At 39.3% G+C, this 24,030-nt stretch carries 20 protein-coding genes; 11 read left to right on the top strand and 9 right to left on the bottom strand.

Annotated features, from left to right (window positions below; all coding sequences use genetic code 11):
- Positions 1-44: 44 nt before the first annotated feature.
- The 5 genes from BLT41_RS12045 to BLT41_RS12025 all read right to left on the bottom strand — a co-directional run bounded on the left by BLT41_RS12045 (position 45) and on the right by BLT41_RS12025 (position 5,444).
- The gene (locus BLT41_RS12045; RefSeq protein WP_092161461.1) at positions 45-2,135 is read right to left on the bottom strand and encodes a tetratricopeptide repeat protein; all 2,091 of its coding nucleotides are present in this window, start codon (positions 2,133-2,135) and stop codon (positions 45-47) included.
- Positions 2,136-2,751: 616 nt separating this feature from the next.
- Positions 2,752-3,330: a transaldolase family protein gene (locus tag BLT41_RS12040; protein ID WP_092161459.1), complete on the bottom strand. Its 579-nt coding sequence runs from the start codon at positions 3,328-3,330 to the stop codon at positions 2,752-2,754.
- A 100-nt stretch (positions 3,331-3,430) separates the two neighbouring features.
- Positions 3,431-3,697, bottom strand: coding sequence for a transcriptional regulator (locus tag BLT41_RS12035; protein ID WP_092161458.1), 267 nt, complete (start codon positions 3,695-3,697; stop codon positions 3,431-3,433).
- A gap of 86 nt (positions 3,698-3,783) precedes the next feature.
- Complete coding sequence (gene folK, locus BLT41_RS12030; protein WP_092161456.1) at positions 3,784-4,281, bottom strand: 2-amino-4-hydroxy-6-hydroxymethyldihydropteridine diphosphokinase; 498 nt, start codon at positions 4,279-4,281, stop codon at positions 3,784-3,786.
- Positions 4,278-5,444 carry an LL-diaminopimelate aminotransferase gene (locus BLT41_RS12025; protein ID WP_092161454.1) on the bottom strand — a complete coding sequence of 389 codons (1,167 nt, stop codon included), beginning with the start codon at positions 5,442-5,444 and terminating at the stop codon, positions 4,278-4,280. Before BLT41_RS12025 ends, folK begins: the two co-directional genes overlap by 4 nt.
- A 116-nt stretch (positions 5,445-5,560) precedes the next feature.
- On the opposite strand from BLT41_RS12025, the gene xerD reads away from it, so the two are divergent.
- From xerD to BLT41_RS11970, 11 genes are all read left to right on the top strand, one after another.
- Positions 5,561-6,475: a site-specific tyrosine recombinase XerD gene (gene xerD / locus BLT41_RS12020; RefSeq protein WP_092161441.1), complete on the top strand. Its 915-nt coding sequence runs from the start codon at positions 5,561-5,563 to the stop codon at positions 6,473-6,475.
- Between the two features lie 10 nt (positions 6,476-6,485).
- Complete coding sequence (locus BLT41_RS12015; RefSeq protein ID WP_092161439.1) at positions 6,486-9,146, top strand: CBS domain-containing protein; 2,661 nt, start codon at positions 6,486-6,488, stop codon at positions 9,144-9,146.
- Between the two features lie 345 nt (positions 9,147-9,491).
- Positions 9,492-9,980, top strand: a complete 489-nt coding sequence (locus tag BLT41_RS12010) for an HIT family protein (RefSeq protein ID WP_092161437.1) — start codon at positions 9,492-9,494, stop codon at positions 9,978-9,980.
- Between the two features lie 19 nt (positions 9,981-9,999).
- Positions 10,000-10,350 carry a LapA family protein gene (locus tag BLT41_RS12005; protein WP_092161435.1) on the top strand — a complete coding sequence of 117 codons (351 nt, stop codon included), beginning with the start codon at positions 10,000-10,002 and terminating at the stop codon, positions 10,348-10,350.
- 89 nt (positions 10,351-10,439) lie between these two features.
- Complete coding sequence (locus BLT41_RS12000; protein ID WP_244512263.1) at positions 10,440-11,513, top strand: tetratricopeptide repeat protein; 1,074 nt, start codon at positions 10,440-10,442, stop codon at positions 11,511-11,513.
- A 43-nt stretch (positions 11,514-11,556) separates the two neighbouring features.
- Entirely contained in the window at positions 11,557-14,202 is a 2,646-nt protein-coding gene (mutS, locus tag BLT41_RS11995; RefSeq protein ID WP_170830368.1) for a DNA mismatch repair protein MutS, read from the top strand.
- Complete coding sequence (locus BLT41_RS11990; RefSeq protein ID WP_092161429.1) at positions 14,202-14,654, top strand: hypothetical protein; 453 nt, start codon at positions 14,202-14,204, stop codon at positions 14,652-14,654. The genes mutS and BLT41_RS11990 overlap by 1 nt, the downstream gene beginning before the upstream one ends.
- A 24-nt stretch (positions 14,655-14,678) precedes the next feature.
- Positions 14,679-15,917 carry a diaminopimelate decarboxylase gene (gene lysA / locus BLT41_RS11985; protein WP_092161427.1) on the top strand — a complete coding sequence of 413 codons (1,239 nt, stop codon included), beginning with the start codon at positions 14,679-14,681 and terminating at the stop codon, positions 15,915-15,917.
- Between the two features lie 58 nt (positions 15,918-15,975).
- A complete protein-coding gene (locus tag BLT41_RS11980; RefSeq protein ID WP_092161425.1) occupies positions 15,976-16,704 on the top strand; it encodes a 16S rRNA (uracil(1498)-N(3))-methyltransferase in 729 nt (242 codons plus the stop codon).
- Positions 16,705-16,730: 26 nt separating this feature from the next.
- The gene (locus BLT41_RS11975) at positions 16,731-17,993 is read left to right on the top strand and encodes a replication-associated recombination protein A (RefSeq protein WP_092161423.1); all 1,263 of its coding nucleotides are present in this window, start codon (positions 16,731-16,733) and stop codon (positions 17,991-17,993) included.
- An 84-nt stretch (positions 17,994-18,077) separates the two neighbouring features.
- Positions 18,078-19,196, top strand: coding sequence for a sensor histidine kinase (locus BLT41_RS11970; RefSeq protein WP_092161421.1), 1,119 nt, complete (start codon positions 18,078-18,080; stop codon positions 19,194-19,196).
- A 4-nt stretch (positions 19,197-19,200) separates the two neighbouring features.
- On the opposite strand, the gene BLT41_RS11965 is transcribed toward BLT41_RS11970, so the two are convergent.
- The 4 genes from BLT41_RS11965 to BLT41_RS11950 all read right to left on the bottom strand — a co-directional run bounded on the left by BLT41_RS11965 (position 19,201) and on the right by BLT41_RS11950 (position 23,952).
- Positions 19,201-20,421: an HDOD domain-containing protein gene (locus BLT41_RS11965; RefSeq protein ID WP_092161419.1), complete on the bottom strand. Its 1,221-nt coding sequence runs from the start codon at positions 20,419-20,421 to the stop codon at positions 19,201-19,203.
- A 33-nt stretch (positions 20,422-20,454) separates the two neighbouring features.
- A complete protein-coding gene (locus BLT41_RS11960; RefSeq protein WP_092161417.1) occupies positions 20,455-21,330 on the bottom strand; it encodes a CheR family methyltransferase in 876 nt (291 codons plus the stop codon).
- A gap of 100 nt (positions 21,331-21,430) precedes the next feature.
- A complete protein-coding gene (locus tag BLT41_RS11955; RefSeq protein ID WP_092161415.1) occupies positions 21,431-22,705 on the bottom strand; it encodes a CgeB family protein in 1,275 nt (424 codons plus the stop codon).
- Between the two features lie 11 nt (positions 22,706-22,716).
- The gene (locus BLT41_RS11950; protein ID WP_092161413.1) at positions 22,717-23,952 is read right to left on the bottom strand and encodes a glycosyltransferase family 9 protein; all 1,236 of its coding nucleotides are present in this window, start codon (positions 23,950-23,952) and stop codon (positions 22,717-22,719) included.
- Between the last annotated feature and the right edge of the window lie 78 nt (positions 23,953-24,030).

The raw sequence follows: 24,030 nt of genomic DNA, 5'->3' as shown, positions 1-24,030 counted from the left end.
ACTGAAAGGACACTTTAAATCGATACAAACTATTTAATAAAAAGCTAAAACGGAAAGGAAGCTTCTTTTCCGTTTCCTGTTTTGGCAAGTTTGGTGTCAATTGCATTAAGCCTTGCTTTTGCAGCCTCTTTTTGAGCCTTTCTGTCAGCATTTTTAATAACAGTATTTAAAAACTTTTTAGCTGTTTCAAATTGACCTCTATGTTCATATATCATTGAAATTCTGTACATAGCGGTTACAGCCCAAATGTTTTGTTTCGGGAATTTAAACGCTAATTCCAGATAACTTTTCAGAGCCTTATCTTTATTTCCCATTGCCTGTTCACCTTCGGCAATCCAGAATAATATTTCCGCTTTAAGTTCATCATCTAACTTATCCTGCCCGCTCCATATTCTTTCAAGTATAGCTTGAGCTTTTTTAAGATCACCTTTTTGCTGTATTAAAAGCGCTAATCTCAATTCTTTCTCAGGGGGAAGGGCGCCTCCAGATCCTAAAATTTCATTGTACGCTTTAAGGGCTTTGGCTTCATTACCAACCGCGAGATCATACTCAACGGCGGCAATAAGCCAGTTTAGATGCATGTCGGCTCCAAACTTATTTGGATCAACTCTTTTTAAATAAAAAGCTGATAGCTTGAAGTCTCTATTTTGAGCAGCATTATCTGCAAGGTAAATAAAGCTTCTGGCACCTAAGTCAGAGTTCGGAAATAACATAGCACATCTACGTGCTATACTTTTATCCATCTTCTTCGAGCTGTCCTTTGCTAATTCTGAAAATAAAAGCAATCGATCTAATGGTCTGCTGTTAACCTGTGCATTAAATTGATTACCTGAAAGAGATTGCCAAAAAGGAGAATTGATATCGTTAAAATATTCAACACCTGCGGCATCACAAAGCCCGGATATTATGAATAGATTTGAATTTTTACCTGCATCTGCAGTACTTAAAATTTTAGAAAAGTCAGGTTTAAAAACTATTCCCGCGGCAACACGAAGACTCATAGGTAATGAATTAGGGTCAAGTTGCCCCCAAACTTTCTTTGCTAATTCCATATCGCTGGTCAAGAGAGCAAATGCCAATTTATAATTTTGCAAAGCACTGACCAGTTCTTCTGAAAGAAGCAGCGAGCCTGTTTCGCGATCAATGGTATCAAGTGCTTCCCGAGGAGACATAGACATCAGTTTGTTACGGAAAGCATTCCAAGCAGGGGAGGCAGGGGCGGCCATTTTCCACAAAGTGGGGGATGCATAAGCAGGTTCAAGTACACCTGATTTGAAAAAAGACCATGCGTTAACAAGATTTTCATCTTGAAACGAATCAACACCAGCCGGATTTTTACCAGTTTCCAAATAGCTGTTTACCGAATTCCAAAAAGTTTTGACTGTTGAATTACTGATATCCTCAAGAATAGAGTTGGACTTGTTCCATTCGCTCAAACTTGATGCAGCAATAGACATTGCAATCAACTCACGATCCTTATCATTAATAATGGTTGAATTGCGCAACGCCGGTTTGAAATCGAGACCTTTTTGAAGCGAGCTTTTAAAAACAGGTTTAGTATTAACTATAAAATAAGTAGTGGGCCAAACCTTCTCAGCCTGTTCAAAAGATTGAGTTAGAATCATATTCTGAGCTTCACGAGCGGACCCTGAAGTTACTAGCACCGACCAATAGAGAGATCGCCAAACATCAAACCATACAGTTTTGAGATTTGGTTCAGATTTAAACTTATCAGTCATAAAATCCTGCTTCATAAAGCGGGCAGCCTGACTGAACCAAATGACACTTTTAACAGGATCACCTAAAGCTCGTTGCGTTTGTCCACCAAGCCAGAGCCGTGATGTTTCGAGATATTTATCATCAAAAGCAGGTGTTCCCTGTAAAATATTCATGCAGGCAGAATACCTACCTAACTTATAGGCAGTTTGAGCTCTTTTTATAATTAACTCTGGAGAATCTCCGCTGCCAGAATAGTTTTCTTCAAGAACGTCCCATGCTCCGTATTTTTCAAGCCATGAATCATAAGATTCACCATTTTTAGCCTCAACAGCATTAGATGATGTTGAGGTTATAAAAATTAAAAAAAGGGCAATTAGCAGCGGTCGAAATTTATGTCTGCAAAAGTTTGAAATCATGAAATCCTCATTTATTCAAAATTGATTAATCAAAAAATCCTGTCACAGAAACAATTAATGAAAAGCTTTAAAAGAGGCAAACGCTTGAATCTATTTAAATGAAATTTTGAACCTTATATATACATTTCTAAGGAAACGAACTGTAAAACAGCCTTTCAAAGAATCGTTAATGAGCAGTTTAGAGTTTTAAAAGATATCGATAAGGCATAAACCGTTGTTCATTAAGACTATTTAATACCTAGGCTTATCGATGAAGGATTGACGATCCCAATATAACGGAGCTAAATCAAACAGTACTACTTCCAAAGTTTACATAATTTACATTATGAGACATTAATACAAACACAATTATTACAATGTGTTGCGTCAAACAAACACTAATTATGACCATTTTTAGCCTAAATACGGGATTTAATGCGGACCGGGATGATATTATTTCTAGCTACATTTTACTTTTCATTCAAAATTACGTTCTAAGCGCATATAGCAGCTCACATGAAACAACTGGTCGTAAAAACTTTTAAAATCTGTAAGCAATAAGCATTCTTCGCTCTTGCTATGAGTGAATCTAAACTTGAATGCTAAATCTTAATGCGTTGCTTGCAATATCCATTTTTTAGACAAGCTTTATCAGCAATTCATATGAGACTGAAATGATATCGACTCCAATCCTGAGAGCTTCCGAAACCTGCTTAACCTCAGTTAAACCGGATGCAATAATTTTTGATTTGAAATCATAATTTTTAAATATTGAAACGATGCTGTCTAGAGACTCACTTGCACCCTCTTCCTGTTCAGTCTCGTGCAATTTCAAATTTACAAAATCTCCTCCTAATCTTGCCGCCATTACAGCTTGAACAGAAATCAGTCTCGAAACCATACTTACTGGAATATCACGCTCAGAAAGAATGCCTGCAGCTTTCAGTCCTTCCAGTGTCGTCGGTATTTCCACAACAGCGTTTGGACCAAATCCAATTATGCATTTGGCGTCATCCAGAATACACTGCGAGTTAAGTTCTGAAGTTTTTATCACTACTGGACCATGAACAATTTTTAAAATCTCCATCACATCTTCATTTAAATTCATATCTTTTATGGTCGAAAAATCAGAACCAAAGTGAACTCCATCAATCAGCTTATAATCAATTGCCTTCTTAACTTCGTCTATTGAAGTAGAATCGAGAAAAATTTTCATTAAGAACTCCCCTTTTGTCAGTTTAAAAAACACAAACACCCTTTCAACTGGTTAGCTGAAAGGGTGTAAAAGATAAAATTATGATTATTGCTAAATAAAGCTAATCATCATTTTTTGCTTCAATGCGTTTAATATACTTATCGCGGCATTCATAAGAGCAAAAACATTCAACTTTTTCACCGTTTTTGACTCGTATATCGCTGTCTTTTTGAACATAAGTTCCGCAAATAGGGTCTTTAACCATTTCTCCGGCTTTGACCTTTTTATCATGCTGCTTGCTATCTTGCTTTTCTTTATTCTTTTTTTCTCCAGTGAATAATTTCCACATAATAAAAGCAGCCACAGCAATCACAACAAACTTAAGCATATTGGATTCCGCCTTGATTTTAACCGCATACTTACGGGCTGAAAATTTAAAGGTTATGCCCGAAAGAAACGGGCATAACCTGATTATTAATCCTGATAAATTTTCTTACCTTCAATCCGGTAATCAATTTTTGATAAAATATCAGCAATCTTGCTGCCATCAGGAAAAACCAGTTCAGAGTCAAGTTCAGCAAGCGGGTAAAGAACGAATGCACGTTCCTTCGCACGAGAATGTGGAACTGTTAAATAGTCTCCACCTTCTACCGTCTCATCGCCGAACAGGATAAGATCCAGATCAATGATTCGAGGCCCGTTGACCTGATCTTTAACTCTCTGCATCTGCCCTTCCACAGCTTGAAGCGTTGAAAGGAACCCATGCGGCGCCCAAAGTTCTGGATCAACAGCAAATCGAACAATTTGATTAGCAAACCACGCTTGCTCTTTAAGCCCCTGCGGTTCGGTCATATAAATTTCCGACCAAACTTCAGGATCAATGCCTTCGTATTTTTCCAGCCTTGCAACAGCCTCGTTTAAGTTCTCATCGGTATCGCCGATGTTGGAACCAAGACTGACATAGACCTTTATAGTTGGGAAATCCGTGATACTGCCTCCTTGAGTCTCTCGGTGTCTACTGTCAGGGATATACGGAAATATCCTTCACCAGAATCACCAAAACCATTTCCGGGTGTAACAACGACGCCTGTTTCCTTAAGCAATTTAGAGACAAACTCGGATGAAGTGTAACCTTCAGGAGTTCTAGCCCATACAAAGATGGATGCATCAGGAACTCTACAAGAAATATTAATTTTTCTAAGAGCTTCAACAACTACATCGCGGCGTTCTTTGTAAATTGCACGAAATTCTTTTACATAAGGTTCACCATGCTGAAGAGCTACAATACCAGCTTCCTGAACAGCCTGGAAAATACCTGAATCTACATTTTCTTTAACTTTGCCAAGTCCGGCAACCAAGGTCGCATTACCTACGGCCATTCCGCAGCGCCATCCAGTCATATTGTATGTCTTTGACAGAGAATGGAACTCAATAGCAACTTCTTTAGCGCCGGGAGTTTCCAAAATGGATATCGGTTTTTTATTTTCATCGTAATAAACTTCAGTATACGCTGCGTCCTGAACAATGATTACATTATGTTTATGTGCGATTTCAACAACTTTTGCAAAAAATTCAGGTGTTGCGGTCGCAGCAGTCGGATTATTAGGATAATTTATAAAGAAAACTTTTGTTTTGTCCCAAGTTGCCGCATCAACAGCATCAAGATCGGGCAGGAAATCATTTTCATCAAGAAGCGGAATCATTTTGACTTCGCCGCCTGCAAAACTGCTTGCAACAGGATAAACAGGATAATTAGGAGATGCTACAAGAACGAGGTCGCCGGGATTCACAAATGCCAGAGGAAAATGTGCTATTCCCTCTTTTGAACCAATAAGGCTGACAACTTCTTTTTTAGGATCAAGATCTACATTGAATCTTTGTTTGTACCATTTTGCAACAGCTTCACGGAAAGTCAGCATACCTACATATGAAGGATACTGATGGTTTTCGGGACGTTTTGCTGCTTCATAGAGAGCATCTATAATAAACTGGGGAGTCGGAAGGTCAGGATCTCCAATGCCGAGGCTGATTATGTCCACCCCTTGTGCGGCTACTTCAGATTTCAATCTGTCAATTTCTGCAAAAAGATAAGGTGGAAGAGATGCAATCCTGTCGGCAAGTTTAAATTCTGGCATTATTAATATACTCCTTCAAGTTTTAGTAAGATTATTACTGAAACTGTTTAATTGGGCTTGTTTGCTCTGTCAATCAACTTGAGCAGACGGTTGCATACGTGTAGTGATTATTTTGTATGACTGAAAACAAAAACAACATTTCCTGTAAACACCAATGGGTTGACCGTTATCTGGAGCATCTTTTAATAGAAAGAGGTCTTGCAGAAAACAGTCTGGATGGATATCTAAGAGATCTGGAATCATTTCAATTGTTTCTGGAAAATAGATCCTCAACAATCGAAGAGACAACAAGTCAAACTTTGTTACTATACCTTACATATTTGCGGTCAAAATCTCTTAAAAGCAGATCACTCGCAAGACATCTTTCATCGCTGCGAGGTTTTTTTGCCTTTTGTACCTCTCGTAATTTTTTAAAAGAAAATCCGGCGGTTTTACTTGAAAATCCGAAACTTCCCAAAAAACTTCCAGAATTTCTTTCAACTGATGAAATCAGCCTTGTTCTTGCCCGCCCTGCCCTGAACACAAAACTTGGTTTCAGAGATAAAGTGATGCTTGAACTTTTATATGCTGCAGGGATGCGGGTTTCTGAATTAATTAACTTAAAGATCGAAGATTTTGATCCTCAAACAGGTTTATTAATCATCTTCGGCAAAGGTTCAAAAGAAAGGCTTGTGCCTATTCATTATACAGCTCAAAATTTCTTAAACCTATACATTAAAGACTGGCGCCCTGCTTTTAATCCTAATGTTAAAAATATTTTTTTAAATAGATCAGGAAACGGCCTGACACGACAAGGCGTCTGGAAACTAATAAAGAAATATACGCTTGAAGCCGGTATAAAAAGATCAATATCACCGCACACCTTCAGGCATTCTTTCGCTACCCATCTTTTAGATGGAGGCGCGGATTTGCGCACTGTTCAATTACTTTTAGGACATGCTGACATAAGTGCTACTGAAATTTATACCCATATTCAAGCCGGAAGACTGGTCCAGCTCCATAAACGTTTTCACCCACGTTCAATAATGTGAGATTCAAAATATGTCAAAAACTGAAGAACTGATAAAAGCTGAAACAATTATAACAGGACATGTAAATGCCGATTTTGATTGTCTTGCCGCGATTGTTGCTGCCGGGAAACTATATCCCGGTGCAACGCTTATTTTCCCAGGAAGTCAGGAAAAAAATCTTCGCAACTTCTACATGGAAAGCGCAACTTATTTTTTTAATTTCAAACAATTAAAAGAAATAGATAAAGATTCAGTCAAACTTTTAGTTGTTGTTGATACTTCAAGAAAAATTCGAATTTCCCACGTTAAATCTATTCTTGATAATCCGGGCCTTAAAATTCATATCTATGATCATCATATGCAGTCGGAATGCGATCTGAATCCCGAATTTATTATAAAAAAACCTTGGGGATCAAGCGTCGCCATTCTCACTCATGAAATCCGCAAAAAAAATATTACCCTGCATCAGGAAGAAGCGACAATTCTCGGGCTTGGGCTTTATGAAGATACCGGTTCTTTTATGTTCAATTCTACTACAGAACATGATTTTGAGGCCGGTAAATGGCTACTCACATGCGGCATGGAGCTTGATGTAATAACCGATCTGCTCAACCGCGATCTGACATCGCAACAAATTTCACTTCTCAGCAAACTTCTCGAAGGGGCTGCAACTCATACTATAAATGATTTGGATATTGTCATTTCCGAAATAAGCACACCTGATTATGTAGGTGATTTTTCAGTTCTTGTTCACAAATTTATGGATATGGAAAACGTCAAAGTTCTTTTCGCTTTAGGAAGAATGAATGACAGAATCCACCTTGTGGCCAGATCACGAACAAAAGATGTTGATGTAGGTGTTATCTGTTCAGCTTTCGGCGGCGGCGGACATGCTTACGCTGCTTCTGCCACAATTAAAGACCAGACTTTGGCCGAGGTTAGAGATGAGCTTTTCTCAATGCTCTACTCCAAAGTCACTCCTAAATTAAATATTGAAAATTTGATGTCAAAACCGGCTGTGGCAATCCCTCGCAACATGACTATTTCCCAGTCTGTTGAGCGTATGACTCAGTTCAGTTTAAAAGGAGTGCCTGTTGTCGACAGCATGGAAAACATGAGATGCGTAGGAATACTTGAACAAAAAATTGCCGACAAAGCTCTTGCACATCAACTTGGCGATGTTGATGTTGAAATATACATGCAGCATCCTTTCTCCTCTGTCAAAAAAGACTGTGATCTACATAGAGTAATGGAGATTATCCTTGGTCAGAAGCAACGGCTTGTGCCGGTTGTTGAAAATGATAAAGTCATTGCCGTTATTACAAGAACTGATCTTATTAATCTGCTGGTTCAAGATCCTGCCCGAATCCCTGAATCTTTATTTCCTGAAAATAAACAGGTGCGAAACATTCGCAATATCATGCGTAACCGTCTTCCTAATAAAATCCTCGAAATCCTTGAAACAGCAGGTCAAATGGCGGAGGAATTCGGAACAGAAGCCTATGTTGTCGGTGGTTTTGTTAGAGATATTTTATTAACAAAACCTAACTTCGACCTTGATCTAGTCGTTGAAACTGACGGAATCAAGTTTGCGAAAAAACTGGCGAAAAAAATGTCTGGTCGCGCTAAATATCATCGTAAATTTAAAACCGCAGTTGTTATTCTGCCGGATGGACAAAGGGTAGATGTTGCGACGGCTCGTCTTGAATATTATGAATACCCTGCCGCTTTGCCTACAGTTGAATTATCATCAATTAAGATGGACCTTTATCGGCGTGACTTTACCGTTAATGCGCTGGCTGTTCACATCAATCCCTCAAGCTTTGGAAAGCTGGTAGACTTTTTCGGGGCCCAAAGAGACCTTAAAGATAGAACAATTCGAATTCTCCATGCCCTCAGTTTTGTTGAAGATCCTACTCGTATAATGCGTGCAATAAGATTTGAACAAAGATTTGATTTCAGAATTGGAGGCCAAACTCTTAATCTGATTAAAAACGCACTCAAACTTAATCTTTTTAATAAGTTATCCGGCTACCGAATTGTTCATGAGCTTAAATTAATCCTTAATGAAGATGCTGTGCCGGGAAGCATTAAAAGAATGGATGAACTAGGAGTGTTAGAAGCAATTCATCCGCTTTTAGTTCTTAATTCTTCGCGTGAACAAGTAATTACAGAACTTGAAAGAGTTATCAGCTGGCACAGCCTGCTCTATCTTGAACCAACAATTTCAGTTTGGAAAACATATTTTCTCGGTCTTTGTATGGGCATTTCTAAACCTAAAATGGAACAAATTTACAATCGTTTCAGTTTTTCTCAAACAGAAGAACGTGAATTTGTGCATTTGCGTGAAACTATTTTCTGGGCTGCCGGAAACATCATGAACATAAGGGAAGAACTGAAACCAAGCGAAATATACACAATTTTGCACCCTGTTCCACTTGAAGGAGTCCTCTTCATAATGGCTAGAACTAAACGGGATATGATCAAAAAATATATTTCGCAATATCTGACAACGTTAAGGTTGCAAACTATCGATATTACAGGTGATGATTTGAAGGAGTTGGGACTTATTCCCGGACCTCAATATGCCCAGTTACTTTTTGAAACTAAATTAGCCTGCCTTGATTCACTTGTTAAAGGAAAGGATGAACAATTGGAGTTTGTAAAAAAAGTTATTAAATCTGGTAAATAATAAAGCTGATGAAAAACTTTGAGGAGTTAAAATCAAGATAGTTTTTTGTGACTGCATCATCCTGATAAAAAACGGAGTTTTCCTTGCTCTTGGGCTATAACACGTGTAGAACATCCACACTTTTGATTAATTATATCTATAAATATTATTTGCTGATGGTAAAGATCGCATTTTAAGGCGTAATTTTTTTACGAAGTCAACAGAACCTGTTGATATTTAAAGCGCGATTATATAGTTATTGAAATGTAATATTTTTAGCTTGCTAAACGTGACAAATTAAAGGTTAAAGCTAATCAAATAGTAACTTTCTCGGTTTTTAATGCCTGAAAATCAAGGACTGCTTTTATGGAAGTATTATGGGCACCTTGGCGAATGGATTATATATTAGGCCCTAAGCCTGATGAATGCGTTTTTTGCATACCATCTGACACAGATGAAGACGAAGAAAGATGTATACTTTTTAGAGCTAAACATTGTTTTGTTTTGCTTAATAAGTTTCCTTACAATAACGGTCATATTATGGTTACGCCCTATAGGCATGTAAGCAAACTCACTGATCTTAAGGAAGAAGAAGCTTCCGAGATCATGAAGTATATAACAATAAGTTGTGGTGTTTTAGAGAAGGCATTTAACCCGCAAGGAATAAATGTCGGACTAAATATCGGGGAAGCAGCTGGAGCTGGGATTGCAGCCCATCTTCATTTTCAATTAGTTCCACGTTGGAACGGCGATGCGTCGTTTATGGCGGTGTTCGGAGAAACTACTGTAATTCCGCAACACTTGTCTTCAACTTATAGTAGACTCAAGCCGTTATTTGACAGTTTTGTCGAGTAGTAACACTAAGGAGGGTTTCATGCGTTACTTGAAGGTTTTGGCTCTGGTTATCCTATTTTTCGTTTCAATGGTGTTCTTTATTCAGAACACTCCTGAACTTTCCAAGGAAGTTACGCTTTCTATGGCTTTGCTTGATTTCAAGTTTACAAGCCAGCCTCTTCCATATTATCTTTTGATTCTAGTTGCATTTTGTGCAGGATCATTTATTTGTCTGTTTTATTTTATGGCCGACAAGATTCGTCTTTCCGGACAGTTGCGCACCTGCCGCACCAAAATGTCCAATCTTGAACAGGAAGTTAATTCACTTCGTAATTTGCCACTTGATGAAAAGAATTATCCCTCCGCAGATGAAAGTGATGACAAATCCTAATTACTCGTTGTTACGAGGTTTAAGTGTCTTTACTTAGTTTATTCAGGAAGAAAAAATCGACGGCGCCCGATAATCGGGCGCCGTCGTATTTGTCTGGTACTGCTAAAACAGAAACCGGCCTTGCGGATACTCGTGCGGCTATTGATGAACTAAGTAAAGCGGTAAAAGATACTCCTGAAGCTGTCGAAATTTATCTTGCTCTTGGCAATCTTTATAGATCGCAAGGTGAGATTGAACGGGCCGCGCAAATCAGAAATAGTTTGATTGTTCGCCCGGGACTCGCCCCTGCTACAAAAGCACGCGCTCTTTATGAACTTGGCAGAGATTTTAGCCGGGGTGGATTTTTAGACCGCGCAGTAAACGCTTTTGAAAAAGCTCGTGAAATTGAAGGAGATTCTCCTGAAATTCTAACAGAGCTTGCGGTTCTTGCTGCCGGCAGCAGAGAATTTGAAAAAGCTGCATCTTATTATTCAAAGCTTGAACATCCAGTTCAGGAAGCTCATTATTTAGCCAGATGCGCAGAAGATGAATTCAGCTACGGTGATGGAAGTACAGCTCAACACATTCTTGAAAAAGCATTACACATTTATCCAAGCTCCACAGAATCATGGCTTTTAATTTTAGCTCAGCTCAAAAAAGCTGGATCACTTGATAAATTCAGAAAAAAATTTCGCGAAGCCCTTCAAAAGGTTCCCAAACATTTACGATTTGTACTTGTTGAAGGACTTCTTGCAGAATCTTCAATTTTTGGTGATACTCCAAACAGTGTTTCAGCCTCCAATTCTGAAAAAAGTCATTCTTTTTATAAAGTAATGGTTGAAGAAATAGAAGCATCAGATCCTGATGTCAGCATGCACTACTATGGAGCAAGGCTTCTCCAACTTTGCAAAAAGCATGAAGAAGCCAGTATCTGGCTTGAAAAGACGTTGATGCTTAACCAAAATTTTTGGTTGGCCAGACTTGAACTTTTTAATCTTGCTCAAGATCAACAGCAATTAACTTCATCATTTAAAAATCAGCTGGATTTTTTTGTAAACATTGCTCACAAAATTAAACGATTCACCTGTTCAAGTTGCGGTTTTAAACGCGACAAAATTTTCTTTGTCTGCCCCCGATGCCGCAGTTGGCATTCAATAACGTTCCGCAAAGAACTGAACCAATAAGCCCCTACGCGATAATATTGTGAGCAAACAGAAACTCACCCCGATGTTCGAACAGTACCTCCAGATTAAGGAGGACCATCCTGATGCACTCCTTTTTTACAGGATGGGAGATTTTTACGAGCTTTTTTTTGAAGATGCAGAAATTGCCGCTCGTGAACTCCAAATATCTCTTACCTGTAGAAATCCTAATGCAGAAATAAAAACGCCTATGTGTGGTGTTCCGCATCACGCTGTAAAAACATATCTTTCCCGCCTTCTTGAAAAAGGTTTCAAGATTGCGTTATGTGATCAAATTGAAGATCCAAAACAGGCAAAAGGTTTAGTGAAAAGAGCTGTAACAAGGGTTTATACTCCTGGAACAGTTATTGAAGATTCTACGCTCAATGCAAAATCAAATAATTTTCTTGCCGCACTTATCTGGGACGAAGCCAAGTCTGCAGGCGGTCTCGCATGGATGGATTTTTCTACAGGTCAATGGAGCGGCATTCAGAGCAAAACTGAAACAGATCTGTGGCAGTGGGCTATAAAAGTAGGTCCCCGAGAACTTATTCTTCAACAGGGAAAAGCTGTTCCTCATCAATATGGTGAGATAGATGCCCGTATAACTCCTGCTCCGTCTGCCGGATATTTTAATTTAAAAACAGCTCGTGATAATGTTTTAGAAGTCCAAAAAGTAGCAGATCTTGAATCACTTGACCTAGAAGATAAACCGCAATTGACTCAAGCTTGCGGAGCACTGATTGCTTACCTTCGTCAGACACAAATGCAGGAGCTTAATCACTTAGGTGAATTTAAGCCTCTCAATTTATCTAAATATATGGTTCTGGACGAAGTTACAGAAAGAAATCTTGAATTGTTCAAGCGTCTTGACGGTAAAAAAGGAAAAGGGACTCTTTTAGCTGTTATCGATAAAACAATAACTCCAATGGGCGGAAGGCTTCTTTCAACTCGTTTAAAACAGCCTTGGCGTGATTTATCACCTATTGAACATAATCAAAAAGCGGTAACTTTTTTCCACGATAATGATTCACTGCGAGCATCAATTCGTAAGCTTCTGGATACTGTTTATGATCTGGAACGCCTCTCCACGCGTGTTGTTCTCGGTAGAGCTAATCCAAAAGATTTTATAAGTCTCAGACAGAGTCTTAAAACTTTGCCTCCGATACAGGAAGAGCTTCGTCACGCTGTTCAAGCATCGGAAGAAAGTGATTCTATAGCGATTGCTCCGGCACTGAAAACCATTGTATCAAAATGGGATTCAATGTCGGATGTTGCTGACCTTTTAGAAAAAGCAATGGTAGACTCCCCTCCTCCGGTCATTACAGAAGGCGGGCTTTTCAAGCTTGGCTACAATGCTGAACTTGATGAATTTATTGAGCTTACCGAGCATGGAGAAGCTAAGCTTGCTGAACTTCTCCAGCACGAAAAAGAAAGCTGTGATCTGCCAAAACTCAAGATCGGATACAATAAAGTTTTCGGATATTATTTTGAAATATCAAAAGCTTTCAAAGGTCAGGTACCTGATTATTTTGAACGCCGTCAGACTCTGGTAAATTGTGAAAGATATATTTCTCCTCAATTAAAAGAACTTGAGGAAAAACTCATTTCAGCTTTTGAACAGCGTAAGAAGCTTGAATATAATCTTTTTCAAGCGATACGAGATGAAGTTGCCGAAAACCGCAGCCGATTTATGTTTATGGCAGATGCTATTGCCGCAATAGATTTCTGGCAGGGATTAGCCGAAGCTGCCCGTTCAAATCGCTGGGTATGTCCTGAAGTTCATACAGGCATGGAAGTAATTATTGAAGAAGGCCGCCATCCTGTGGTTGAAGCTGTTCAGGGATCTGCCAATTATATTCCTAACAACCTGACAATCGATGAGAAACGCCGTATTCTGCTGATTACCGGCCCCAACATGGCTGGTAAATCTACGGTGTTAAGGCAAATTGCGCTGATGGGCATAATGGCTCAAATGGGCTCTTACATCCCTGCTTCAAGTGGCCGAATCGGGCTTATAGACCGGGTTTTTTCAAGGGTCGGAGCTTCGGACAATCTGGCGCAGGGACAATCCACTTTCATGGTTGAAATGATGGAGACTGCCCGTATTTTGCGTCAGGCAACCATGCGCAGTCTTGTTATTCTTGATGAAATCGGACGCGGAACAAGCACTTTTGACGGACTTGCTCTAGCTTGGGCTGTTGTAGAAGAACTTTCACGAAGAGCCCGGGGTGGAATTCGCACACTCTTTGCGACGCATTATCACGAGTTGACTTCTCTTGAAGGTGTTATTGACGGGCTTAGAAATTTCAATATTGCTGTCAGAGAATGGAAAGGAGATATCCTTTTTTTACGGCGCCTTGTGCCCGGACCTGCTGATAAAAGTTACGGTATTGAAGTCGCTAAACTTGCAGGAGTTCCTAGACCTGTTGTACTGCGTGCAAGAGAAATTCTTGCGAATCTTGAAGAAAAATCACAAGATAGCAACTTGCACCCGACGGAACGGAAGACTATTGTGCAAAGCATCCTGCCGGGAATGATTTGTTCCGGCACCAATAATGATAAAAATGATATTCCACCTGAAGATCACGAAATAATTAAAGAACTTCGTCATCTTGATATAAATGGACTGTCACCGATAGAAGCCATTACTCTACTGAATCAGTGGAAAAAATCACTGGGAGATAATTGATGAAAAATTTTTCTTTTAAAAAAGGTTTAGTGCTCACTCTTTTAGTGGTTACCCTGCTCGCTGTAACTGGCTGCGGTGTAAAAATGTGGCCTGCGCCGCAAAAAAGTGATGACATTTTCACCTTCGCATCCGTTACCGGCCGCAGAACCGGAGAATGCCTTAAGATTGTTGTTAAGGTTGACGGAGCATTTAAAAATGTAGACAATCTGAGTCTTCAATTTCAAGCCGACGGCAGTGGACCGGGAGAAGGTTGTCCAACCTGTCCTTTCTTCCCTGCTATTCGTAAACAATTCACCCCCGGATCAGAAGGCATCCAGTCAGACGGTTCTACTTTCGTATTCAGTGAATGCGGACTTGATCCAGAAAAAAGCTATCGCTACAGAGTTGTCGGGCGAAATGTTTATGAAGCTCTTGGAATTGTCATTTCTGACGTATATATAGTCACACCCTAATTTAGAGAATGGAGTTCTTCCCAAATGCATCATTTTGAATTTAAGAATAATAAACTTTTCGCAGAAAACGTAAATATTTCAGAACTGGCTAAAGAATACGGAACCCCTCTTTATGTCTATTCGGCTGCAACATTCCGCAGACATTTTGAAGCGTTTGATTCAGCGTTTAACGGCTTGAATCATCTCACCTGCTACTCTGTCAAAGCTAATTCTAATTTGAGCGTGCTCAAACTATTAGCTGAAATGGGTGCGGGAATGGATATTGTTTCCGGCGGAGAACTGTACAGAGCGCTTAAAGCCGGTGTTCCTGCAAACCGTATTGTTTATTCCGGTGTCGGTAAAAAAGCATACGAAATTGCTGAAGCTCTTAAAGCAGATATATTAATGTTCAACGTCGAGTCTGTAGCTGAACTTCACAGAATCAATGAAGTTGCAACATCCATGAATAAGACTGCCCGAGTCAGTTTCCGCATCAACCCAGACGTTGATCCGCAAACACATCCTTACATTTCTACCGGAATGAAAAAGAATAAATTCGGTCTTGATATGGACACAGCTCTTACCGCCTACAAGACCGCTAAAGAACTGTCCAACATCGAGCCTATCGGCATGGATTGCCATATCGGATCACAGCTCACAAGTATTGATCCTTTCCTTGAGGCTCTCAGTAAGCTTTTGGCATTTAAAGAAAAACTTTCCAGTATGAATATTGAAATTGAACATCTTGACCTTGGTGGCGGACTTGGAATCACTTATGATGACGAACAACCTCCCCATCCTAAAGAATTCGGTGAAGCTTTAACAAAAGCTCTCGAAGGTCAAAAACTAAAAGTTATTCTCGAACCGGGAAGAGTTATCGCCGGAAACGCCGGAATACTGGTGACAGAAGTTATTTATACCAAAAGTACGCCTACAAAGAATTTCCTTATCGTAGACGCAGGAATGAATGACCTCATCCGCCCTTCACTTTATCAGTCTTTTCACAACATCTCTGAAGTTGTGAAAAACGAACGTCCTAAAGTTGAAGTTGATGTCGTCGGTCCTATTTGTGAATCAGGTGATTTTATTGCCCGTGACCGTGAGCTTCCTGAAGTTAAACAGGGAGAACTTCTCGCCGTATACTCTGCCGGTGCATACGGATTTACGATGTCATCAAATTACAACTCTCGCCTCAGAGCTGCTGAAGTTATTGTTGATGGAGATGATATTATTGTTGCGCGCAGAAGAGAGACATACGAAGATCTTCTTAATCTTGAATCTTAATTTTATAGCGGACCGGATTAATCCGGTCCGCTATTTTTTACAGGTCGTCTAAAATATAATGTCCCGCCTAAATTCATTTTATATCTCCCCCGAAAATTGGATTACCCCTTTTGTCCTTGAGGGTAGCGAAGCCCGGCATATGTGCAAAGTTCTTCGTACCCGCGAAGGTGATACTGTGCGTCTTTTTGATGGACTGGGCAGAGATGGAATTTTTACAGTCGATGAAATTTCTAAAAGTCGCGCGACCTTGCAACTTGTAAGCGAAACTGTTCAGAACGATTCACGTGGACTGACTCTTGCGATCGGCTGGAATAAATCAAACAGACGAAATTGGTTGCTTGAAAAAAGTGTTGAACTTCAAGCTCGCGGTCTTATTTTTTTTCAAGGCGAATTCAGTCAGGGCAAAGTTCCTGAAAATCCTAAAGATACATGGCATGATAAAAATGTTGCAGCAGCGAAACAATGCGGAAATGTCTGGCTGCCAAAGCTTGAAACGGTGCCCGGATCTGTTGAAAATCTGATTGAAAAATCCAAAGAGTTCTCTAATAAAATTATTTTATGGGAAAAAGCTGAAAAAGAAGCTGTGCCCGACTATGGTGTTTTTGCAGAAGAATCAACTCTGGCTGTCATAGGTCCAGAAGGCGGATTCAGTCCACATGAAGCCGAACTGTTGTTGAACAGCGGATTTAAAAAATGCAGTCTCGGAGACAGTATTTTACGGTGGGAAACTGCGGCTCTCCTTTGTCTTGGAGCCGGATATCTTGAAAAGCAAAAACAATCCTTATAAATTTCCTTGCCAACGGAGAGTACCAAGTGAAGCTTGAGTTAACTGATAACCAGCCCCTTGCGGATCGTATACGCCCTACCAGTCTATCTCAATTCGTCGGGCAGATTCATCTCCGTGAACGTATTGAAGCCTTTGAAAGGTCAAAAAGATTACCGAGTCTGTTGCTTTTTGGTCCTCCGGGATGCGGAAAGTCTACTTTGGCAATGCTTCTTGCGCAGTCTACCGGACGACATTACATGCGCGTCAGTGCGCCGGAAGCTGGAATTGCCGCGCTTAGAAAACAATTATCCGGAATGGATATTCTTATCCTTGATGAACTTCACCGTTTCTCTAAAGCACAGCAGGATTTTTTCCTTCCCCTTCTTGAATCCGGAGAAATAACTTTACTCGCAACCACGACTGAGAACCCTTCTTTCAGTATTACAAAACAGCTTTTATCCCGGCTTCATGTTCTAAGGCTTCGTGCGCTGACCAAAATTGATTTAGCGGATATTGCCAAACGAGCAACTGAAGAGCTGGACTTTGAACTGAAAGATGAAAGTTTGAATCTTATTTCTTCAATGGCAGGTGGAGACGGTCGCGCTCTTCTTAATTTACTCGAATACACCTCCCAGTTACCTGAAGAAAAAAGAGAACTTGAAAAACTTAGAACTATTCTGCCCGAAACAGTTATTCGCGGAGATCGTGACGGTGATTCTCATTATGAGTTAGCTTCTGCGATGATTAAATCAATACGTGGAAGTGATCCTGATGCGGCTCTCTACTATTTGGGATGCTTACTTGAAAGTGGTGAAGATCCAAAATTTGTTACTCGCAGACTAATTATTTCAGCAGGTGAAGACGTAGGACTTGCCGATCCTTATGCTCTTACTTTGGCGGTTTCATGTCAGCAAGCTGTTGAATTTATTGGTATGCCTGAAGGTTTTATTCCCCTCTCAGAAACAGTGGTATATCTTGCTCTCGCTCCCAAAAGTAATACCACCTATGCGGCCTATCATACAATCAAACAGGAAATCAGGCAAAATGGAATGCTTCCCGTTCCTCTTCATCTAAGAAACGCAACTTCGGCGCTTCAAAAAGAATGGGGATATGGACGCAACTACAAATACCCTCACTCTTATCCTAAAGCATGGGTCGAACAGGATTACCTGCCTCCCGAACTTTCAGATCGCTCTTTTTATCAATCTAAAGATCAAGGCGAAGAACCGCGCCTTAATGCTTGGCTGAAAGGACAGAAAAGATCTGCTCATCCACGAATTAATCCACCATCTGGTCGAATCAAAAAATAAGTTACCTCCTTAGTTCGCTTATTTATTGCTAGTCTTTGATGTGGCGTGTATTATTAAAAATAAACCCCATATCAGGATAAGACTATGTCCTCGTTACAAAAAATGGTTATTGAAAATATTCTTGCTAGTCTTAGTGTTGGATTAATGGTTATTTCCCAAAAAGGAAAAATTATTTTTCTAAATAATTCGGCGTGTGAAATACTTGGGTTGAATATTGAAGAACATCTTGGATGTGGTTGGGGAGAACTTTTTATCACCGATGACACTCATAATATTGAATTTAATCAAGTTATTATTGATGCTATCACAGAGCAGGGGGTAGGCCGAAAACATAGTGTAGCATTTAGTATAAAAAAGGAAAAATGTACTAAAAAATTATCAATAACATCTTCTTTTCTAACCGATGAAGGAAAAACGTTGGGAATGGTTTTCCTTTTTGAGGATGTTACTGATTTTTATCAGGCGGAAGAAAGAGAACGACAAATGTTGTCTAGAAATGTTGAATTGCAAAAAGAGCGAATTGCCGGACTTGATAGTCTTGCACAAGCTGTTGCTCATCAAATTTTAAACCCCACCATCGTCATCGGCGGACTCGCAAATTTGATTTCTAGAAAACTTCCCAAAGACGATCCTCTAAATAGAGAAATTAAGGCTATTTCAGAAGAAGCAGAAAAATTGGAAGGGTTGGTTACGGCTGTAAAAAATTATTCGACTATTCCTAAAGCTAATCCATCTGAAGTTAAAATTGAGCTTTTAGTTAAACAAGCAATTGAAAACACAAATGAAATTTTATCTGAAATTGGCGAAAATATAACCGTAAAGCTGGAAAACAATATTCCTTTCCTAAACGTGGACAGAGACTTATTTCTTTCAGCAGTTGTTGAACTTTTGTTGAATGCCAGCAACTTTACGCCAGAGCTTTCAACGGATGTTGCAATTAAAATCTTCAAAAAAAATGATGTTATATCAATTAAAATAATAGATCACGGATTAGGAATTGAATCCCGATATCTGCCTTATGTTCTTGATCCGTTTTATTCAACAAAAGCGAAAGGCGTAGGTATGGGGCTTTCACTTGTTAAAAAAATAGTTTTTGAACATCAAGGAAAACTCTTCATAGAAAGCGAAGGAAAACACAAAGGAACAATAGTCACAATTGAGTTACCTTGTGCCAACAATGACTGCTGTAATGAAAAAGATTAATTTTTTAAGTAAAAAAAGCTTGAAAAAGTTCTTCGATTTGACGGTCATAATCTTCTACAATCAAAGTTAAGCTGTCCGCATCAATTCCAAGCAATTCCCAAGCTCCTTCCTCAATTCCCGGAATAACATACATCCCGCCATCTGAAATCCCTATGGCATTCGCCAAATTGTCGGCAACCTGAAGAATTGTTGCCTGTACTTTAGAGTCCGCATTATGCGGGGAATGATGATTGCTGATAGCATCAGTTAATTCATTTGGGAATTTCCATTTGCCAAGCATATCCTTAGCAACGTCTGTGTGGTTGAATCCCAGAGTCATATCCTCGGCCTCAACTAGTGGAATAAAATTTTCACGAGCATAAAGCATTGCCTGAATGGAACTGCACGGCATCTTTTTAAAAACAATGAGTCGTCCGACATCATGAAGAAGTCCCGCAGTAAACATTACTTCAGGAACAACACCTTTAACCTTTTCAGCAAGTATTTTAGAAAATATACCGCACGATAAAGAGTGCATCCAGAAGGAACGCATATCTATAAGTTCCGGCGGGATATCTTTAAAATAGCTTATGGTTGAAAGCCCGAGGGCAAGGGTACAAAGTTCTCTGCTACCTACAAGGGCAACAGCTCGGACAAGTGAACTAATTTCGGAAGGGAATCCATAAAGAGGACTGTTGACGAGCTTTAACAACTGGGTGGAAATAGCTACATCAAGTCCAACAACCGCAGCAATTTCCTGAGCGGAGGCGGTTGGATCATCAACGACCTTTTTTACCTTGAAAAAGATATCTGGAAAAGAAGCAATTTTAATTTCAGCATCAACAACATCTTCGACCTTACCTTCGTCGCGAAAGAAAAGATCTCTCATATCATCAAGTTCAGTAACTGTTTGCTCATCAGAGGAAGGAAGAGTCCAGCCTTCCATCAATTTAGTGGCTGTTCTATATACTGAGATATCAAACATCTTTATTATGGCTGGATGATTGTGATTTACAAACATAAAGTAATCACGAACATACCGAAAAGATCTATCAAGGGTTTCTTCATCCGGTTCAACGGGGGGTGAACTTAAAACTGTAATATTTTCTATGCCCTGCCGTTGAAAAAAAGTAATATTACTGCTTGTTACAACTGAACCGGCTGGAAGCAGCATTCTTCCGGAATGAAGCAAATCATTAGCCAAAATCATACCCGGTTCAAGATCATCAATGCCTACACTACGCATCTCAACACCTCATAAATTAAGTTAAAGCCAGATTTATACCTTTCTGTAAGAAATCGCACCCGTGTGATGTTTGGCTTTGAAGGTATTTGTTATCGTATGTAAAGATTCAGAATGTCCGACATATAAATGTCCATCATCTACTAAATTGTCATAAAAGGCTCTAAGCACTCTTTTTTTCATTTCTTTATCAAAATAAATTATCACATTTCTACAAAAAATAACATCAGATTTAGGTACTTTTTTTAAAGCGACAAGATCATTTAGATTTATTTTATCGAACCTTACTAGACGTTTAATCTCAGGTTTGACTTTAAAAATGCCTGCTTCCTTTTCTGTGAAATATTTTTTGGCAATAGCAGCATTCGTCGTTTTTAAGGCATACTTTGTATATTCACCCTTTTTAGCCTGGGCGATAACACTTGATGAAATATCACTGGCTGTAATTTGTATACGCCACTTAGGAAGTTCTGCTTTTAGTATTTCATGAATAATTATAGATAATGTGTATGGCTCTTCGCCTGATGAGCACCCTGCGGACCAAATTCTAAGTTCTCTACGTCCCGTTTTGCGTTTAGCCTCAATAATTTCCATCAAAGATTCATTAGTAAAGGCTGTAAGCTGAGGATTATCTCTAAAAAAACTTGTTTCATTTGTTGTAATAAGATCAGCAAGTTTATTTAATTCTAAATTTCTATTTTTATCATATTTTAAAAAATCAATGTATTCTTTAAAACTTTTTAGCTTTAATTCTGTGATACGCGCAGAAAATCTGTTCTCCATAAGATATTTTCTATTATCATTTAGAAAAATACCAAATAATTCATAGATAATATCTCTGAGTTGAGTAAACTCTAGGGTGGAAATTTTTATACCACCACTGAAGCCGCTATTTGAAAAAAGTCCCGCCATAAATTCTTCTCTCTAAGATTTTAATGTAGTCGTGTTTGCATTCTTTTAAGCCAATAATTACGGTAAAAAACGTGCTAGTGTACGAAAAGTAATATATTAATTATCTTTTGTATATTTTTTTCCATTCATCTAAAAACAAAATAGCCGTATCAAGAGCGCTTAACTCACCTTGTTGCATTCGCACGGAACTGACAAGATCTTCAAAACTTACATCTATAGGTAACCCTAACTTTTCGATTAATTTTAAGACATTATTTTTTAGATCTTCGGGAAAATCCTGTCCGAAAATATTATCTGTACATCTATCTTTCGGCCATCCTGAAACCCTTTTACTTGTAAAATCAATTAAAGTCTGCATTCTGATCGCATACGTATGATCTGCAAGAACTCTTTTGCGCCCTCTTTCAGCATATGAATCTCTTTCTTCAGGATGATGTAGAAAATAGCCAATTTTATTATCAAGATCTTCAAGGCTGTCAAAATAAGCCAATTCACCATCGGAAAAAGCTTCGGACATGAGCTTTCTATGATCCACCAATTGAAAAGCACCGCAAGCTGCAAGCTCAAACGTACGTGGATTAATAAAATCCCCTCCACTGACAAGCTCATCAGCATTAATCGATGAATGAAGGTTTAAATTAATCTTTGTTGCATTAAAAATTTTTACACATTCTTCAGAAGAAACTCTGCGTCCGCCTAACTGGATATACTTATCAAGAACATGATCTCCATCCCACTCAGAACCCCAAATTTTGAGCCCGTGATGAATAAGTTTCCGGAAAGCCATACGTCTATTAGGATACCCTGCTCCCATAAATGAAACATCTGCGCCATATTTACGAGTATCTATTGAATTAATATCAAGCGGCTTATGAAATTCAGGATGTGCAGCCAATGGAAGATAAAGGGTGTTTTCAACGCCTATCTCCTTAAGCTTGTCAAAAAAAGGATCTTTTTGAATAACAGCAAAAACATCATAAAAAGGAGCAAAGCTCTGCCAGTAGGTAAACAGCCTAAAATCTTCCACAAACCACATGGCAGTTACAACTTTATCGCGGCGAAGTCGTTTTAATGCCTGATGAGTAAGCGGAGCCTGAGCCATTGAAAGGACCATGTCCGGTTCAAATGTTTCAGTTTTAGCTAATACAGCCTGAGACAACACCTGTAGAAAACTGTTCTGCAAATATTGATGTCTGTCAGACGTAACTTTGAGATTGTCGAGCGCATTGTATGCGTCGTAAAATTCCGGTGCTTCAAAAGTTTCGACCAAATGACCCATCTCTTTGAGAGCTGCAACGCAAAACCTCCCAACAGGCAAAGATCCACCGTAAAGCGGCAACACAACAAGTATTCGAAGAATTTTGTTTGAATTCATATTATTTTCTTTCAACTTAATAACCTCGATCTTGTTATCCAGTCTTTTTCTTTATAAAACTTTTCCGCAAGTTCAGGAAAAGGCCCATACTCACCGAGGTCAAGTATGCCGAGATAACAACCTATAAAACGTCTTATTCTCTCTCGCCGATCTTTAGTTGCGTCGTGCCCTGCTTTTAAAACGTATTCAGTTCCTAAAAAATCGCATTCAGATTCGAAAACAGATAATCCCTGTGGCAAATGCTCTGCCTTACGTGTCGCGATAAATCTGGCCATATTTGACTCTTTAAATGGTTCAAGACACTTCAAATTATTATAGCATGGCTGAGATTCAACACACGGAGAACAATCAAAATCGGCTTGAATTATTGTATGCCCTTTTCCGTAAGGCCCTGTCTCGCTGCACCATGCAGAGGAAAGAAAGAATCCAAGTACAGGAGTTCCCAGATGAGCTGCCAAATGCATGGTTCCGGTATCGGGTGTCATCAGCAGATCAAGCTTTGAAACCGTTTCAATCAATTCTTTCCAGTCTGTTTTTCCAGCAAGGTTAACGGTGTCCTTAGCAATGGATGAAGGGAATTTGCTAAGCAGCTTCTCCCCGGCCTTTTTTTCAGAGCTGCTACCTAATAAAAATATATTTTTATTTTTATTTACCGACCTTGCCGACAGAATTAACGGAGCAAAGACATCAAACGGAAGTGAACGCCGCGACTCTCTACCAGCCATGACAACCCCGATTCCCCCTCCACCCGGAGCAGCAACCGGGTTAACCTGTGAAGGTGGAATCATATCGGGACTTAATGCTGTCCAGTAATCTACCAGATTAATATTATTACGTCTTTCTGTTGAAAACCGGAAAGCCAGATCAAGCCACGGATCTTTAACCGTCTGCCCGTTAACCCGTTTATGCCCCACTACTTTTCGGGGATCAAAAAGTGAGGACAACACATAGTTCATCGGTGAAAAATTTAAATTGTAGATCTTATCAAAATTAATATCTTTAAGTGTCTGGAACACCTTAAAATTAAAAGGTAAAACTGAAGTCATCCCATTATCAGAAATTCCTGTTCCATGTGCAATCAACTCATGGACAACACACTCAGGGTATATAATATTCGCTAAATCTTTGAGCGAGCGGTCAACGCATAGGTGAACTTCAAATCCTCGCTTTGCAAGAGTGAGAATAAGTCTTTTGGTCTGGACAAGGTCTCCAAACCTTGTAAGTTGCACAATAAGAACTCGTTTCATAATAAATTCCATTTGTTGCAGAATTCTTCTGGCAAAAATATATCTGTTTATCTGTGCTTTGTCATTTTACAATGAGGG

Origin of the sequence: Maridesulfovibrio ferrireducens (assembly GCF_900101105.1) — a bacterium.
Classification (GTDB): domain Bacteria; phylum Desulfobacterota; class Desulfovibrionia; order Desulfovibrionales; family Desulfovibrionaceae; genus Maridesulfovibrio; species Maridesulfovibrio ferrireducens.
This window is presented reverse-complemented; position numbering and strand designations above follow the sequence as displayed.

Excerpts from the sequence above, each read along its gene's own strand:
- BLT41_RS11990 (WP_092161429.1), top strand. The coding sequence starts at position 14,202 with ATGAAAAATTTTTCTTTTAAAAAAGGTTTAGTGCTCACTCTTTTAGTG.
- BLT41_RS12005 (WP_092161435.1), top strand. The coding sequence starts at position 10,000 with ATGCGTTACTTGAAGGTTTTGGCTCTGGTTATCCTATTTTTCGTTTCA.
- BLT41_RS11970 (WP_092161421.1), top strand. The coding sequence starts at position 18,078 with ATGTCCTCGTTACAAAAAATGGTTATTGAAAATATTCTTGCTAGTCTT.
- BLT41_RS11965 (WP_092161419.1), bottom strand. The coding sequence starts at position 20,421 with ATGCGTAGTGTAGGCATTGATGATCTTGAACCGGGTATGATTTTGGCT.
- mutS (WP_170830368.1), top strand. The coding sequence starts at position 11,557 with ATGTTCGAACAGTACCTCCAGATTAAGGAGGACCATCCTGATGCACTC.
- BLT41_RS11955 (WP_092161415.1), bottom strand. The coding sequence starts at position 22,705 with ATGAATTCAAACAAAATTCTTCGAATACTTGTTGTGTTGCCGCTTTAC.
- BLT41_RS12025 (WP_092161454.1), bottom strand. The coding sequence starts at position 5,444 with ATGCCAGAATTTAAACTTGCCGACAGGATTGCATCTCTTCCACCTTAT.
- BLT41_RS12010 (WP_092161437.1), top strand. The coding sequence starts at position 9,492 with ATGGAAGTATTATGGGCACCTTGGCGAATGGATTATATATTAGGCCCT.
- xerD (WP_092161441.1), top strand. The coding sequence starts at position 5,561 with ATGACTGAAAACAAAAACAACATTTCCTGTAAACACCAATGGGTTGAC.
- BLT41_RS12045 (WP_092161461.1), bottom strand. The coding sequence starts at position 2,135 with ATGATTTCAAACTTTTGCAGACATAAATTTCGACCGCTGCTAATTGCC.
- BLT41_RS11980 (WP_092161425.1), top strand. The coding sequence starts at position 15,976 with ATGTCCCGCCTAAATTCATTTTATATCTCCCCCGAAAATTGGATTACC.
- BLT41_RS12035 (WP_092161458.1), bottom strand. The coding sequence starts at position 3,697 with ATGCTTAAGTTTGTTGTGATTGCTGTGGCTGCTTTTATTATGTGGAAA.
- BLT41_RS12015 (WP_092161439.1), top strand. The coding sequence starts at position 6,486 with ATGTCAAAAACTGAAGAACTGATAAAAGCTGAAACAATTATAACAGGA.
- lysA (WP_092161427.1), top strand. The coding sequence starts at position 14,679 with ATGCATCATTTTGAATTTAAGAATAATAAACTTTTCGCAGAAAACGTA.
- BLT41_RS11950 (WP_092161413.1), bottom strand. The coding sequence starts at position 23,952 with ATGAAACGAGTTCTTATTGTGCAACTTACAAGGTTTGGAGACCTTGTC.
- BLT41_RS12040 (WP_092161459.1), bottom strand. The coding sequence starts at position 3,330 with ATGAAAATTTTTCTCGATTCTACTTCAATAGACGAAGTTAAGAAGGCA.
- BLT41_RS11960 (WP_092161417.1), bottom strand. The coding sequence starts at position 21,330 with ATGGCGGGACTTTTTTCAAATAGCGGCTTCAGTGGTGGTATAAAAATT.